This window comes from Fodinibius sediminis (assembly GCF_900182555.1).
Lineage (GTDB): Bacteria > Bacteroidota > Rhodothermia > Balneolales > Balneolaceae > Fodinibius > Fodinibius sediminis.
This window is the reverse complement of sequence record NZ_FXTH01000004.1, coordinates 63,670-79,285: the sequence shown is the minus strand read 5'-3', so window position 1 is coordinate 79,285 and position 15,616 is coordinate 63,670. Positions and strand designations below refer to the sequence as shown.

Sequence of the window (15,616 nt, the reverse complement as noted above, 5' to 3'; positions counted from 1 at the left end):
GAAAACAGAGATCATATTTCTATATGTCCGCTAAAATTATTGATGGTAAGAAAGTAGCAGCAATAACGAGAGACGAGGTTCGCGAGGATGTTGAAGAGTGGGTAGAGGCCGGTCATCGCCCCCCTTTTTTACAGGTCATCCTGGTGGGCAACGACCCGGCTTCCAATGTATATGTTGGCGCCAAGACACGGGCCTGCAAAGAAGTGGGGATTGAAACCGATACCCGTCAGCTTCCGGATACGGTCTCGGCCAAGGAACTGAAGAAGACCATTCATCAGTATAATCAGGATGATGCCGTGGACGGAATCCTGGTGCAGCTTCCCCTGCCCTCGCATTTGTCGTCGCACGATGTGATCGAGGCGATTGATCATCGCAAAGATATTGACGGCTTTCATCCGATGAATGTCGGACGCCTGACGATCGGGCAGCCGAGCTTTCGTTCCTGTACGCCGGCAGGCATATTCGAACTGTTCAAATACTACAGCATCCCCACCAAGAGCAAACATGCCGTTGTGGTCGGCGCCAGCGACATTGTAGGACGCCCCATCGCTACCATGCTTTCAAAAGAAGAGGCGGGAGGAAAGGCTACCACCACCATCTGCCACAAGTACACCAAGGATCTGACTGCGCATACCATCTCGGCCGATATTCTGGTGGTTGCTGCGGGTCAGCCCAATTTGATCCGGGGAGAGATGGTTAAGGAAGGCGTTGTCGTTATCGATGTGGGCATCAACCGTGTGGCGGACGAAACCAGGGAAAAAGGGTATAGCCTGGTAGGTGACTGCCACTTTGAAAGCGTTAAAGAGAAGGCAAGCTGGATTACTCCGGTTCCCGGCGGCGTAGGTCCCATGACCGTGGCTATGCTGATGAAGAACACGCTGTTGGCCGCCAAGAAGTCTATCTATCCCGAGTCATAGGGCGTAATTACAAACACTGATCCGGCTTATCCGGATCAAGGTGACAGGTGTCGGACTGGAGGCTTTGACTCAGCTTGAGTTCCCGGTGCAGGGTTTCCAGAACGTCTTCGATTTCGCCCGGAGCGGTCCATACCTGATGTCCGTCGCTGAGAACCGGAAGATCCTTCCTTTTTATATGTTCCGGCAGGGGGTCGCCCTGATCAGCACACACGAGCCTGTGAGCTACAACCATTTCTTTCATCTTCCGTTCTATGCGTTCCGTAAAGGTATCTTGCGCAGCTCTATAGAATGTCAGCATGACGTACCTCCGATTATAAAGGGCTCAGTACCGATAACACCGGGCGCGGTGGCCGGGTTCCCTGTATCGGTTACAGGTATCGAGCAGCAAATGGCAAACCGAGGAATAAGGGCGTTTATGACAACCGGGAAATGAATATAAACAGGGGTGACATAACGCTGTCACTCATGCTGATTATGTTTGAATTGAAGATTAATTAAACAGAGAAATCAGTTATGAATGCAGCAGTCAATACACCGAAAAAACAAGCCGTAAATAACCTGGAGCCCGTTCTTTGCAGAGTCCTCAGAGAAGCTGAAGAAGAGCACCGGCAGTTGCAGCAGATGTTCGAGCTGATGGGGTGGGGCGACCTTCCGGATATGCTTAAAATGGAAATCAAGGAGGATGTATCCGCCATGGTGGATGAGTTGAAGGGGCATTACTCCAGCTGCGATCCCCATGTGGGCCGTCGCCGTCAGCGGGTGGTACACTGGGTAAACAGCTACAGTGATGGCATCTGTTCCCTGGATACAGCAGTCCAGGCGCTGCGGGTTCGAAGTTTGTAACGCTGCGAGTATAATAAAAGAGAGGGCCTCTTGGGCTGCAGCTGAGTGTGGTCGACCTCGTTTTAGCATTTTTTTCCAAATCTGTTAAGCAGGTCGTCCACATTTTTTTTATCTTTGCCCAAACCTGAATCCCAATAGTTGCAGACCCCTTCAATCATGCAAAACTCCTCTCCTTTTGATCGGATTACACGGCAAGGCTTAACTTATGATGATGTACTGTTGGTGCCGGCTTTTTCCCAGACTCTTCCCCGCGATGCAGACACGAGTATAGCCCTTACCGATGATGTCACGCTCAATGTGCCTGTCATCAGCGCCGCCATGGATACCGTTTCCGAGTATCGGCTGGCTATTGCACTGGCCCGCGAGGGGGGCATCGCCATGCTGCACAAAAACATGTCGATTGAAGACCAGGCGGATCAGGTTCGCATGGTCAAGCGCAGTGAAAGTGGGATGATTGTCGATCCGGTAACGTTGGGAAAAAAATCGACGGTGCGGAAAGCGCGTTCGCTGATGAAAAAGCACAAGATCGGGGGGATTCCCATTGTTGAAGAGGATAACACGCTGATCGGTATTGTGACCAACCGGGATCTACGGTTTGAACACTATGTGGACAAAAAGCTGAGTACCATCATGACCAGCGAAAACCTTATTACGGCCCGCGAGGGGACGACCCTGGAGGAAGCCGAAAAGCTTTTGCAAAAACACAAAGTGGAGAAGCTGCCCATCGTCGATGAAAATTCGAAACTCGTGGGGCTTATTACGTTCAAGGATATTGAAAAGAAAATGAACTTCCCCAATGCCTGCAAGGACGATATGGGTCGCCTGCGGGTGGGAGCCGCGGTTGGGGTTACGGCCGATACGCTGGATCGCGTGGAGGCGCTGGTTAAATCAGGAGTGGATATTATTACTATTGATACGGCTCACGGACATTCTGCCGGAGTGCTGGAGATGGTCAAGAAGGTGAAGAAGGCTTATCCCGATCTGAACCTGATCGCCGGGAATATCGCTACCAGAAATGCGGCCAAGGCCCTGGCCGATGCCGGTGCCGATGTATTGAAGGTAGGAGTGGGACCGGGATCCATATGTACCACAAGGGTTGTGACCGGTGTCGGTGTACCACAGCTCAGTGCTGTCATGGAAGTGGCTGATTTTGCCCGGGAAGCGGGAGTGGGGCTGATCGCCGACGGCGGCATCAAGCAGACGGGAGACATCCCCAAAGCCATCGCGGGTGGTGCTGATGCCGTGATGATGGGCTCTATGTTTGCCGGTGTGGATGAGAGCCCGGGTGAGACCATCATTTATGAATCTCGCAAATACAAATCGTATCGTGGTATGGGAAGCATCGGGGCCATGGAGAAGGGATCCAAGGACCGTTACTTCCAGGATGTGGAAGACAACATCAATAAGCTGGTGCCCGAGGGGATCGAGGGACGCGTGCCCTACAAGGGGTATCTCAGTGAAGTGGTGTATCAGATGGTCGGTGGACTCCGGGCCGCCATGGGCTATGCGGGAGCCGCTACGATCGATGACCTGCAGAAAGCGGAATTTGTACAAATTTCGGCGGCCGCCTACAAGGAAAGCCATCCGCATTCAGTGCAGATTACGAAAGAGTCGCCCAATTATTCCGTCAGCTAGTAAAATAAATGAGGCTGCTGCTCATTTTCGGGCATTGTATAATATGCCAAGACCGAGGAGCAGAAAAAAGAGATGGGGGATAAGAGCGGCCACAATGGGGGGGATATCTCCGGTACCCCCGAAAGGCTCGATGACTTTCATCATGGCCAGGTAGAGAAAACTGACGCCCAGCCCGGACGCAATGTAAAAGCCCTTCCCGCCTTTCCTGCGCACAGAGGCCAGCGAAAAGCCAACGATGATAACTACGATGACAGAAAAAGGATAGGCATATCGGCCATATAGCTGCACCTTGGGGGATTCCACATTACCAGCACCACTTCGTTCTATAGACTGGATATAATCGCGTGCCTTGGGGTAGGTAAGCTGGTAGATATCGGAGGTTGTGCGTGCCAGATCCCGCGGGTAAATATTGAGCGTAGTGTCCATGGAGTCGATATAAACATGCTGATAGCCCCGGGGGGTCATAATGCGTTTGTCAATATTTTCGAGTTTCCACAGCTGCTGTTCTTCGCTCCAGATCATCCGTTGAATATACATGGTCTGGGAAATGCTGTCGCCGGCAAAAGTCGTGGCGTCAATGCGGTGACCTATATTTTCTTCCGCATTGTAAAATCCGATTTTGAAAATTGTCTGGTCCGACTCTTGCCGAAACAGCTGATTCCCGTCCACTTTTTCCGATTTACCCTGCAGGTATTCCGACTCGAAGGCTATCCTCTTCTTATTGGCATCCGGGATCACAAAGCCATCCATATAGCTGGTGATGCCGGTTATGATAAAGCCGAAGATAAGGTAGGGCACAAGCAGGCGGTACAGACTGACCCCGGCTGCCTTCAGAGCGATAATTTCGAGTCGTTCGGTCATCTGTCCCGTCAGGTACAGGCAGGCGATAAAGACCGCAACGGGGATGATGAGCCGAATGATTTCAGGAATATAATTTAAATAATAGACTCCGAAAATTTCAGCAAAGGTAGCCCCCTTGTCCGTAAAATCTTCGCTGTTTTCAGAAAAGTCGAAAATAATGAATATGATGATGAGCATCAGCAGCATAAAAAGGGTGATCCCGAAAAGCCGGCTGATGATATATCGGTCAATCTTTTTAATCACTATTGCGCCAGAGGTTTGAGAATTTAAACGATGTCGATATTCGGATGACCAGGTATAGACCGATGAGTCCGAGGATGACATTGGAATACCACATGCCGGTGGCCGGACTTATGAACATCCGATCGGCCAATTTCTCTCCCTGGATGATGGAAATCCAGTAAAAGGTCAGGAATACAGCGCCTATGAGAGCGGCATACCCCAGATTCCCCCTCCTGGTGAACATTCCTATGGGAGCCCCCAGGAGAACAAAGATGATACAGGCCATGGGGATCGCAAACTTTTTATGGATCTCTACCATGTAGCGGGCAATCTTATTAATGCGCCATTCGGTATCAGTGGTCACTTCTTCCAGCAGCGACTGGTAGCTGCGCAGCTTCGCGAGGGTTATGTCGTGCAGGGTACGCTGCTGGGATTCAGAATCGAGACTGTTCAGAACGATATACTGGCTTGAGTACGACGGTGTGGCCAGAGAGTCGACCTGACTGCTGAACCGCCGGGCAGTGCTGGATTGCTCGGGAATTTTATCCGTGGTGGGGACGAAATAATTTGTATTGTCAAGAACCAGCTGCTTGTGGTCGGCGACTTCCCTGTTGAGGGAATCCACGAGGGCCTGCATCGCCTGGATATTCATAGTTCGGTCATTGCGCGAGCGATCCTGCGGGTTGGACCGGGAGAAGGAGAGATCCGAGAGGTCGAAGCTGATTCGGTACCGGTCGAAAGCCGTTTCTTCAAGCACGGTTATTTTCTTCCCGTCCTTCCGGCGGTCAAGGTAGCGCAGGATCGAGCCATCCTCGAGAAAGAGCGTCATCGTCTGTCCCTGGTTCTGGCTCTCAAGATGTCCCTTCTGGGCCTTAATAAAAGCTTCTTTCCGGTTATTATTGGGCTGCTGGTAAATCGTTACATCACGCAGGGAATCCGACTCGTTTGTCATATCCTTGACCAGGAAGGTATAGCCGTCAATACCGTCGTAGAACTCGCCCGGTTTAAGGTCAAAGCCGGGCTTTTTGAGACGGATATCAATAAACAGGGAACGGGCCCGCTGGTTGGCATCGGGCAGTACATCATTGGAAAACCAGACCAGGAAGACGGAAAGGAGAACCCCGACCACCAGCACCGGGTTTACCAGGTGGATGGGATTGACGCCCGCCGCTTTGAGGGCAGCCAGTTCGTTAAGCTCAGTGATCTTTCCGAAAGCCATCAGGCAGGATACCAGCACAGCCATGGGCACTGCCAGGACCACCATGGAAGCCAGGTTCGTAATTATCAGTTCGATAATGATACCCATGGGCAGTCCTTTGCCAACCAGCATGTCGATATACAGGATCAGAAACTGCATCAGCAGCAAGAACATCAGTGTGAAGAAACAAAACACAAAAGGCCCGACATGCCGCTTCAGGACATCAAGTTGTAGTTTATTGGGTAATAATCGCATAGGATGAATTCTATTGAACAAGCCTTAAATTACGCCTATACTCCATCTTTACAAAATAGGATGATGTCCCAATTCAGGTACGGTGGTTTCTACTTTCAGGAAAAAAGTTTAACATTTATCATTCGTATCAACGGACACTGTTACTCATAAATTGCTGAAAGGGGGCTGCGTATAGCATAGCGTTACAAGTTTTTTTGACGGTTCAACAGAAATATATTGAAAACTATACGTGAGGCTTAACGCAGAAATATTCTGTACAGCGCTGTTCCTTTTTTGCTTTGCAAGCATGCCTGCGGGCTTTTGCCAGGAGAGGGAAGCTGGCCCGCCGGTGATGCCGGCTGTTAAGGATACCCTGCCGCGTCTGTTCCCGCCCGCGCCCATTTCCTATCCTTTTGAGCAGCACCGGCCCCGCCTCTTCTATGTCCGGTTGCCTGAAGAGCAGATTTATATTCAGCGCGACTCCATGGGGACCTACCGAAGCCAGCGGCTGCTGTTTCAGATGCCGCTGGCTTCACCGCTGGTCATGGATTTCAGGGATTATGCCGAGCGGTACAAGCAGTATTCCATACAGCAGAACTGGGATATGCTGATTCGTGAGCGGGAGGCTGAAGCGTCAGAGGCCGGGCTGCTGGATTTCAGGGTCGACGTGCCGGGTGGGGAGGAATCGACGTTTACGACCATTTTCGGGAAACCGGAGGTGAACCTGCGCATCAACGGAACGGCCAACTTGAATGTGGGAGCCTCCATACAGAAAACCGAGAACCCCAGCATCCCGCCGGACCGGCAGCGACAAATTGATCCCACCTTCGAGCAGAGTCTGCAGCTGAACATTCAGGGTACCATCGGCGACAAGCTTTCCATCCAGACCGACTGGGATACTGAGCGGGCGTTCGATTTTATGAACCGCGTCAATATACGATATGAAGGATACGAAGATGAAATTCTGCAGCACCTGGAAATGGGGAATGTGTCGATGCAGACGGGTAACTCCCTCATCCGGGGCGGAAGCGCTCTCTTCGGAGTCAAGTCGATCGTGCAACTGGGATCACTCAAACTCACCTCGGTGCTCTCTCAGCAGGAAGGAGAGGAGCGAACAGAAACCATTACCGGTGGAGCCCAGGAGAAAGAGCTGGCTATCCGGCCGGTGGATTACGAGGATGACCGTCACTTTTTCATGGACTTTTATACCCGTCAGCAGTTTGAAGAGAATGTTTCCAATCCCCAGCAGCTCGGACAGGCCCTTCAGCTGACAGAAGTCAACGTATGGGCCCTCCGGGAAACCTCGCAGTCGGTGGAAGGGGAACGTCAGGCTATCGCCCTCAGCGACCTCGGCGTGGTACAAAATGCGGACAGCAGTTTCTCCGCTCCCAGTGAACAGGAAGACATCTTTTCGCAGGGGCTGCTGGATCAGTACAGGGATCCCTCCCTGGGCGTTTCCGCCGGCGATTTCGGGGTGGATCCCGCTTCCTTTGTAGAAGGCTATTTTATTCCCCTGCAGGAAGGGGTCGACTACGAACTCAATCGCTACCTGGGCTATATCTCGCTCAAACGTAACCTTGGCTCACGACAGGCACTAGCCATCTCTTTCAAGTATGTCAATCCACAGACCGGTCAAACCGTGAGTATCGGTGATGTGAGCCCCGGTGGGGGGAACCGTATCTACCTGAAGCTCATTCGTCCGCAAACGGTGACAACGACCAACCCCCTGTGGGACCTTATGATGAAAAATATCTATGCGATAGGGGCTTCCAACCTGACCCCCGACGGGCTTGAACTGGATGTGAAGTATACCGAACAGAATATTCCGAGCAGTTCCCTGCCCTCCCGCAGTTCCATCCTGTTGCAGGATCTGGGACTCGACCGGGTGGATCAGCAGGGAGCGCTAAACCCCGATAACAGGATTGACTTCAGCACCAGCGTTCTGGACCCCGGTACAGGCAGGATCCTCTTTCCCTATCTGCAGCCGTTCGGCAACCGTATTGAGGAGCTCCTGAGTGAAAGCGGGCTGTCTCCCCCGGAGATTGGATCCATAGCCTTTGAAGAACTGTATGCCGAACGCAAAGAGAATGCCAGCCAGAATTCCAAAAACAATTTCTATCTTATCGAAGGACAAGCCAAGGGCGCCCTGTCGGCCAGCTACAGCCTCGGCTACTCGCTGGTCGAGGGATCTGTCAGGGTCTTTGCCAACGGGCAGGAACTCCAGGAGGGCACCGACTATGCCGTGGATTACTCTATCGGGAGCATTACCATACTGAATGAGCGGTACCTGCAGCGTGGGCAGCAGATAAAGATTGAATATGAAAATAACCAGCTGGCCCAGATCGGGCAGAAAAATTTCACCGGCCTGCGTGCCGAGTATAATATCCTGGATAATTTTAACATCGGAACTACCTATTTCAAGCTGAAAGAGAAGCCCCTGCAGGATAAAATACGCATTGGGAATGAACCGGTCAGTAACGCGGTTCTCGGGCTGGATGCAAACGCTTATTTTGACCTCCCCTGGCTGACACGCCTCGTTGACCGTGTTCCTCTGCTGCAAACCAAGGAACCTTCGGCTATTCGGCTGAACGGGGAATTTGCACAGCTTCGACCGGGGGTCTCCCGGACTGCTGCCGTAAACGATGCCATCAGTGATAACCGGCTGTTCAGGGATGAGGAACGGGGACTTTCGTTCATTGACGATTTTGAAGGCTCGGAAATAGGTCTCAGTTTTATGAATCCATCGCAGTGGAACCTCGCTTCGGCCCCGGCCGCGGTGCCGGGCTATGAAGCTGACGAGGTCTACTTCACCGAAAACGCTCCGGCCAGCCCGTCAAACACGATTACGGACAAGATTGCGCGCTCCGACCTGCGCAGTACCTTTGCCTGGTATACCATTCCCCAGAATATCGAGGATATCCTGGAGGGAGTAGAGCGTACCCCTGAGTCACAGCGGGTAAAGGTTACGGACGTCTTCCCGAACAGGGATGTACTGACGGAAGAAAACTTCATTCGCACCCTGGATCTCTATTATGATCCCACCGAACGTGGGCCTTACAACTACAACAGGGATTTGCGGAATATTCTTCAGGACGAGCCAGAGCGAACCTGGGGGGGAATGACGACCACCCTTCCCGCGGGGCAGGAGGATCTCACCCAGAACAATATAGAATTTTTAGAATTCTGGGTGCAATCCGTATTACCGGGAGGGCGGGCCCCCACGGTACAGGACTTGGAGGATTATGAAGGGACCATCTATGTTGATGTGGGCGTGGTTTCCGAAGATGTGATTCCCAATTTTAAAACGAACACCGAGGATGGATTAGTCCGGCGGCCGAATGACTTGCAACAGGATAACATCAGCAATGATCCCCGTTCCTATATTCCTGTTCCACCGCCTCCCCCGGAGGGACAGTTCTCGAATGAGCGAAGGGCGCTGGAGGATGTGGGGCTCGACGGAGCGCCAAATACTGAAGGTATTGACAACAAGAATGAACAGACTCTCTTTGCCAACTTCCTGGACGCCATGAGCGGCACGTACGGGGAAGGAAGTTCTGCATTCGACGCCATTGAGGCAGATCCCTCCAATGATGACTATGTATTTTACGGCGAGCGTGAGCTCGACGGAAGGCCCCTGAACGAACGTTTCCATCGCATGTACGGCTATCACGACGGGAATACTCCGCCCAATACCGGCGACAAGCAGGCGGTGACCAACAGGCCGGATACCGAGGGCTTGATTACGCCCTCCATCGTTGAGCAGAACAATGCTTATTTTCAGTATGAGGTTGACTGGAACCCTGCAACTGTTGATGAGGCGGAGGTTGGAGCCGCGGGCGGATACATCGTAGATAAGATTGACGGGCCCAATCAGCACGAACGCTGGTACCAGGTACGGATTCCGCTTGAAGACTGGATTCGCAAGGTGGGGAATATCGAAAATTTCCAGAATGTGTCGTACATCAGGCTTTGGCTCTCGGGCTATGAAAAACCGTTTACCCTTCGGTTTGCTACCTTTGAACTGGTGGGGAGCCAGTGGCGCAACGCCGATAATGTTGATCAGGAGCAGGGACCGGTACAGGGAGAGCTGGATATCTCATCTGTAAATATTGAAGAGAATAGCCAGCGACGTCCAATACCCTATCGCCAGCCGGAGGGGGCCATTCGCGCGACGAACCGTGGGCGCCAGCGCCAGACCATTGCGAATGAGCAGTCCATCGCCATGGGTATTCAGAACCTGGGGCCCGGTGAGCTGAAGATGATGAAACGGGTGTACCCCGGCGGGCTTAACATGATTCATTATTCAAACGTGCGGATGTATGTGCACGGCGAGGGCTATGACCATCGGGGCGATGCCGAGCTGGTGGTTCGGTACGGGACCGATCTGACCAACAACTATTATGAATACCGACAGCCCATTTCGCCGTCGGACCCCGACTATCCCTACAGCCAGAAGCCGTCGAGTGAACTGAGCAGTGGAGTGCTGTACCGGGAGGCGGAGGAAGTCTGGCTGTATGAAGAAAACAGCATGAATATATTATTGCGGGCTTTCAATGAGCTCAAGCAGCTGCGTAACCAGCAGGAGGGTAATCCCTCGGACCGCTACGAGCGGGCTGATATTCTCACCGAGGCCCCTCCCGGGGCGGTGATTGCTATAAAGGGCAATCCGTCGCTGGACCGCGTCGGTGAAATAGGAATAGGCATCCAGAATCCCTTTAACCCTCAGAACCCGTCGGGAGGCGGGGTTCCTTTGCTGAACGGGCAGTTCTGGGTGAATGAACTGCGCGTGTCGGGCTTTGATAACCAGTCGGGATGGGCGGCAAATGCAAAGGCGGAGATACAGGTGGCGGATTTTGCCTCCGTCAACGCCAATTTAAATCGCGAGACGGATGGCTTCGGTGCCCTGAACTCCAGGCTGGGCCAGCGCAGGTTGTCGGACGTCCTTGCCTACGATGTAAACTCCACCGTTAACATGCATAAATTCCTGCCTGCCCGCTATGGCTGGAATATCCCAGTTACCTTTTCGACCAGGCAATCGAATTCCACGCCGCGTTATCTGCCAAACCAGGGCGATATCCGGTTGACAGACTTCAAGAATGCAGTGCAATCCCGATCTGAACTGACGGATATGCAGAAAGAGCGACTGATCAGCCAGCAGATCTTTGAGAGCCAGACTGCCGTGGAGAGTTATTCCGTGAACATGTCCAACGTCACAAAAACGCGGTCCCAGTCCAACCTGGCAAAATATACCCTGGATAATACGACGTTCAACTACGTGTATAATACGACCGATCGAAGAAATCCGCAATACAGCCGGCAGGACAACTGGAACTACAGCGGATCGCTCCGGTACAATATGAACTTCAGGAGCACCCGCCTGTTCAGACCTTTTGATTTTCTGGGCGAAGTACCGCTGCTACACCCGCTGGCGGGCATCAAGTTCGGTTATACGCCGGCTTCTGTCAATGCTTCCTTCGGCATCGACCGCGAATATACCGAGCAGCTGCGGCGGTCACTCACCGGACGACTTGAAAATACGCTGCAGCAGTCGCACAGCTTTACCTATGATACCGAATTCGGGCTTGGCTATAATCTTACGCCCTCTATCAAGACCACCTTTCAGACACGAACGGTGTTTGACCTTTCACGGGCCGGTGTGGATCATATGCCTTCGGTTACGGATTCGGCCCGGTATGTTTTGCGTCCCAGTTTTGACGTGCTGCAGGATCTGGTTTTTGACTCTTTATCTTCGCGCAGGAGCAATTACCAGGAAGCTTATACTGCCGGCTGGCAACCGAATTTTAACCGCATAAGCGCTATCGACTGGGCAAGCTACTCGGCCAATTACGGGGGCGGGTACCAGTGGCGGAATAGTCCTGCCGGCTCGGAGCTGGGGGCGAACCTCTCCAATAATCTGTCTCTGAATCAGTCAGTGGATTTTGATCTTCAGAACCTGCTGGAGCGGATGCCCTGGTACCGAAATCTGACCGGAGATGACCCCGGTTATCCCGCCCGTGATACCGGGAAGGCGGACACTTCCACAGCGGACCGTAACAGCGAGCTGCGGTCTGTCGCTGAGAAAGGACTGCAGGCCCTGCTCAGCATACAGTCGATCGATGTTACATTCAGTATTTCCAAAAGTTCTATGCAGAGCGGCTATGCCGGTAATTCGCAGCTATTCCATATGGTAAGCCCTTCAGATCGCGGGTTTTCGCCGCCCTTTTCGTATCGTACTGGTTTCAGCGACCGCATTGGGTTCTCGCGGCTGATTGACAACCCGGGCAACAGCAGTATTCAGCTGCCCTCCAACCGTAACCTGTCCGATGACCTCACGATCGGGGCTCAGTTCCGCCCATTTGAGAATCTCAGCATCGATTTCACCTGGAATACGCAGTGGAACAAAACCAATACCCAGTCGATAACACTGAATCCCGATGAAAGTTTTAACACCGTACGCACGGAAAGCGGGCGTATCAGTTCGAGTATTTGGGCATTCGGGGCCGGATACGGCACTTTTTTCCGTGAACAGCTGCAAACCGCCTTTGAGGACATCAACGCTCAAAGCAGGGTCATTTCCGATGAAACAGGTAACCGGGATGGGCAGTCGGTACTGGGCAAGCGTTCGCTGCAGGCCGACTTCCGCAAGGCGTACCTGGGTATAGGAAGCAAGGCGGTAGGGGATCGTAACTTTACGCCCTTTCCGCTTCCGGGATGGCGCCTGACCTGGTCGGGGCTGGAATCCTTTTTTCCTCTGATAGGCAACAGCATGACCCGTGCTTCGGTCACGCATACGTACACTGGTCTGTACCGCCTGGGCTGGGTATATAACGCCAACCGGGATCTGCTTCCCGATATTTCGCTGGGAAATTATACGATCCAAAACAGGCGACCGGAATATGAAGCCAACACCGTCAATATTGAACAACGATTCAGTCCTCTGCTGGGGTTGAATATCACTTGGGAATCCAATTTGCGTTCCAGCCTGCAGTATGAATACAGCAAGCTGGCCAGCCTGGCCCTCTCCAACTCCACGGTCATTGAACGGCTATCCCGCGGGCTACGCTTTACCTTTGCCTATACGTTGCGGGATTTCAAGATTCCTTTATTTTCCCGCATTGAGAACGCAGTAGACTTTACGATCAACGGAAGCTACATTGAGGATGAAGAGAAAAAATATGTGCTTGATTCCGATCTGGGCAATGCCCTGGAAGGAGGCACAGGTGATTTTGGACAGGACCTCGATCAGTATGACTTTTCGCGAAGCTTTACCGGGGGACAATCACGAATCAACGGATCAGCCGTGATAGGATACCAGTTTTCACAGACGATACAGGCTAATTTCGAGTATGCCTTCAGCCGTTTAATCCCCAAGTCGTCGAATATATATGCCCGTACGGACCATGACCTCCGGTTTAATGTTGTCGTATCTATTCGGTCGGACTGACAGCCCCCTTCAGCAGCGTGAGGTACAGGAATCCGCCCAATAGAAACAGCAGTAATCCCGCAGGCAGCCAGTCGCCGAAGCGCGCATAAAGCGTCTGGCTCCGGAGCACCGGCACCTCATAACGGAAGGCAGTGGTCTTGCCATAGTCCGTTTCCACTTTGACCGATCCATCGGGGGCGATGATGCCGGATATGCCGTTGTTGGCACTGCGTACAATCCAGCGATCGAATTCGATCGCGCGCAGCCGGGCATAGGCAAAATGTTGCGAGTGCCCGCTGGTATTGCCCCACCACCCGTCGTTGGTGATGATGGTGAGATAGCCTGCCTCCTGCTGTACAAAATTGCGGATCCAGCTTGGATAAACTGAGTCGTAACAGATCAGGGCCGGCGTTCTTGATTCACGGATGGAAAACTGGTTGGCCTGCTCTCCCTTGCCATACCCCTGTATGTGATGCCAGTTGACCCAGCCGAAGATATCTATGGCCTCCAGGAAGTGAACGAATGGGATCCGTTCTACGATGGGTACCAGGTTGTGCTTGCGGTAGACCTCCAGCGGCCGATCCGGTTGAAAACCAAGGGCGGCATTGAAGGGCAGGTAGGGCTGCTGATTGCTCCCCCCATAGGTGAGCTCGGGGGCCTGCCCGGAAGGATAGAATTTATAATAGGTTGAGCCCGTGATGAGGGTGGCTCCCCATTCTTTCACTTTCCGGGAGAGCAGCTGCCTGGTTGGACCGGACGTGCCGCCGAAGCTTTCACGGTTGGAGACGTCTGCCTGGATGGCATTTTCCGGCCAGACGATGAGCCGGGTGTCGTCGGTGTGCAGGGAATCGCTGAGTCTCAGCAGGTGATCGTTGGCACGGGCGGCTGAGGCATGACCGCCATAGGGATGGTAGGAATCAAAATTGGGTTGTACCACGACCACCTCGTGCGTCGTTGTGGCGTCGGGGGCCGGCGCAGTCCAGAGCATGGCCAGGGAGAGCAGGGGAAAGGCCGAAAACGCAATGCCGGAACCGGTGGCAAGCAGCCTGCTGCTATGTCGCATCGCCTGGTAAGCCAGGCCGGCAGTGAACAGTATCCAGAAAGAGATACCCCAGTACCCGGTGATGGAAATATACTGCACGAGTCCAGGTACGTTCGCCCAGGCATTGGCTGCCGTAAGCCAGGGCCAGGACAGGTCCCAGTGGTGGTGAAGGTATTCAAAACTTATCCAGCTGGCGGTCTGGAGGAGGGCCGTAAGCCACGGTGAGAGCCCGGACCGCTGGAATTTGTACTGCAGCATCACCGGCAGTGTCATAACCGCAGAATTTGCCAGAATAGCGGCCACACCGCCCGCCAGCGTTGCAAGCATCAGCCAGTAGGTGGCGATGAGGTTCCAGACAACAAAGCCGGGATACACCCAGAATGCCGCGTCCCGGGCAGAGGTCGACAGGTCAACAATTCGGAAGATGCATAAAAAGGCCGGGAAGATTAGCAAGGGAAGGGGAAAGGGCGGGTAGCTTAGCCCCAGCAGAAGTCCGGCGGCGAGGGTTAGTGTACCTTTGCTGTTCCAGAGGTATGTGAATGCCTGGTTCATTCGCTGTAGTCTTTTGGTGCGATGACAACGACAATTTCTCCTTTGATCTCGTCTCGCAGTTCAAAGCGGTCGTATACGGATTTCACAGAACCGCGAATGATCTCTTCAAACTTCTTAGTCAGTTCCCGGCAGACAGCAATCATGCGCTGATCGCCCATATAATTTCGGAGCTCTGTCAATAGTTTTATCAACCGGTGGGGACTCTCGTAGAGCACCACACTTCGTTCTTCTTCGATCAGCCTCTTGAGCTGTTTCTGGCGCCCTTTCCTGGGGGGGAGGAACCCTTCGAATACATATTTGTCGCAGGGCAGGCCGCTGGCCACCAGGGCCGTCGTGGCTGCATCGGGCCCCGGGATCACGGAAACCGAATGGCCGGCCTGGTGTGCGGCGCGAACCGCCAGAAAGCCGGGATCGGAAATGCCGGGCATGCCTGCATCCGAAATGAGGGCGACCTGCTGGCGGGCATCCAGAATATTTATCAGGTGGTTGACCTTTTGATGTTCGTTGTGCTGGTGAAAGGCAAAAGTGGGCGTGTTGATGCCCAGGTGGTTGAGCAGTACACCCGAGGTGCGAGTGTCTTCACAGGCGATATAGGAAACCGATTCCAGCACTTCAGCCGCTCGTTCTGAAATGTCTTTTAGATTTCCAATAGGGGTTGCAACAATGTAGAGGGTGCTCAAAACGAAAAA

At 53.0% G+C, this 15,616-nt stretch carries 9 protein-coding genes; 4 read left to right on the top strand and 5 right to left on the bottom strand.

What is annotated here, in order from left to right; all coding sequences use genetic code 11:
• The first annotated feature begins 23 nt into the window (after positions 1-23).
• Positions 24-917, top strand: coding sequence for a bifunctional methylenetetrahydrofolate dehydrogenase/methenyltetrahydrofolate cyclohydrolase FolD (gene folD / locus FN808_RS05600; protein ID WP_142713576.1), 894 nt, complete (start codon positions 24-26; stop codon positions 915-917).
• Positions 918-924: 7 nt separating this feature from the next.
• Here folD and FN808_RS05595 read toward each other — a convergent pair whose 3' ends face one another.
• Positions 925-1,215 (bottom strand): hypothetical protein, encoded by a 291-nt coding sequence (locus tag FN808_RS05595; protein ID WP_142713575.1) that lies wholly within the window; start codon positions 1,213-1,215, stop codon positions 925-927.
• 215 nt (positions 1,216-1,430) lie between these two features.
• Here FN808_RS05595 and FN808_RS05590 point away from each other — a divergent pair, with 215 nt between their 5' ends.
• Both FN808_RS05590 and guaB read left to right on the top strand, forming a co-directional pair.
• Positions 1,431-1,760, top strand: coding sequence for a hypothetical protein (locus FN808_RS05590; RefSeq protein WP_142713574.1), 330 nt, complete (start codon positions 1,431-1,433; stop codon positions 1,758-1,760).
• Between the two features lie 156 nt (positions 1,761-1,916).
• Positions 1,917-3,395, top strand: a complete 1,479-nt coding sequence (gene guaB, locus FN808_RS05585; RefSeq protein ID WP_142713573.1) for an IMP dehydrogenase — start codon at positions 1,917-1,919, stop codon at positions 3,393-3,395.
• A 21-nt stretch (positions 3,396-3,416) separates the two neighbouring features.
• Here guaB and FN808_RS05580 read toward each other — a convergent pair whose 3' ends face one another.
• Together FN808_RS05580 and FN808_RS05575 are read right to left on the bottom strand one after the other, a co-directional pair.
• On the bottom strand, positions 3,417-4,499 hold the full coding sequence (locus FN808_RS05580; RefSeq protein WP_142713572.1) for an LptF/LptG family permease: 1,083 nt from the start codon (positions 4,497-4,499) through the stop codon (positions 3,417-3,419).
• The gene (locus FN808_RS05575) at positions 4,492-5,931 is read right to left on the bottom strand and encodes an LptF/LptG family permease (RefSeq protein ID WP_142713571.1); all 1,440 of its coding nucleotides are present in this window, start codon (positions 5,929-5,931) and stop codon (positions 4,492-4,494) included. Before FN808_RS05575 ends, FN808_RS05580 begins: the two co-directional genes overlap by 8 nt.
• A gap of 331 nt (positions 5,932-6,262) precedes the next feature.
• On the opposite strand from FN808_RS05575, the gene sov reads away from it, so the two are divergent.
• Positions 6,263-13,354: a T9SS outer membrane translocon Sov/SprA gene (sov, locus tag FN808_RS05570; RefSeq protein WP_185958268.1), complete on the top strand. Its 7,092-nt coding sequence runs from the start codon at positions 6,263-6,265 to the stop codon at positions 13,352-13,354.
• On the opposite strand, the gene lnt is transcribed toward sov, so the two are convergent.
• Positions 13,338-14,927, bottom strand: coding sequence for an apolipoprotein N-acyltransferase (gene lnt, locus FN808_RS05565; protein ID WP_142713569.1), 1,590 nt, complete (start codon positions 14,925-14,927; stop codon positions 13,338-13,340). The genes sov and lnt overlap by 17 nt on opposite strands.
• Positions 14,924-15,607 (bottom strand): 16S rRNA (cytidine(1402)-2'-O)-methyltransferase, encoded by a 684-nt coding sequence (gene rsmI / locus FN808_RS05560; RefSeq protein WP_142713568.1) that lies wholly within the window; start codon positions 15,605-15,607, stop codon positions 14,924-14,926. The genes lnt and rsmI overlap by 4 nt, the downstream gene beginning before the upstream one ends.
• Positions 15,608-15,616 lie beyond the last annotated feature (9 nt).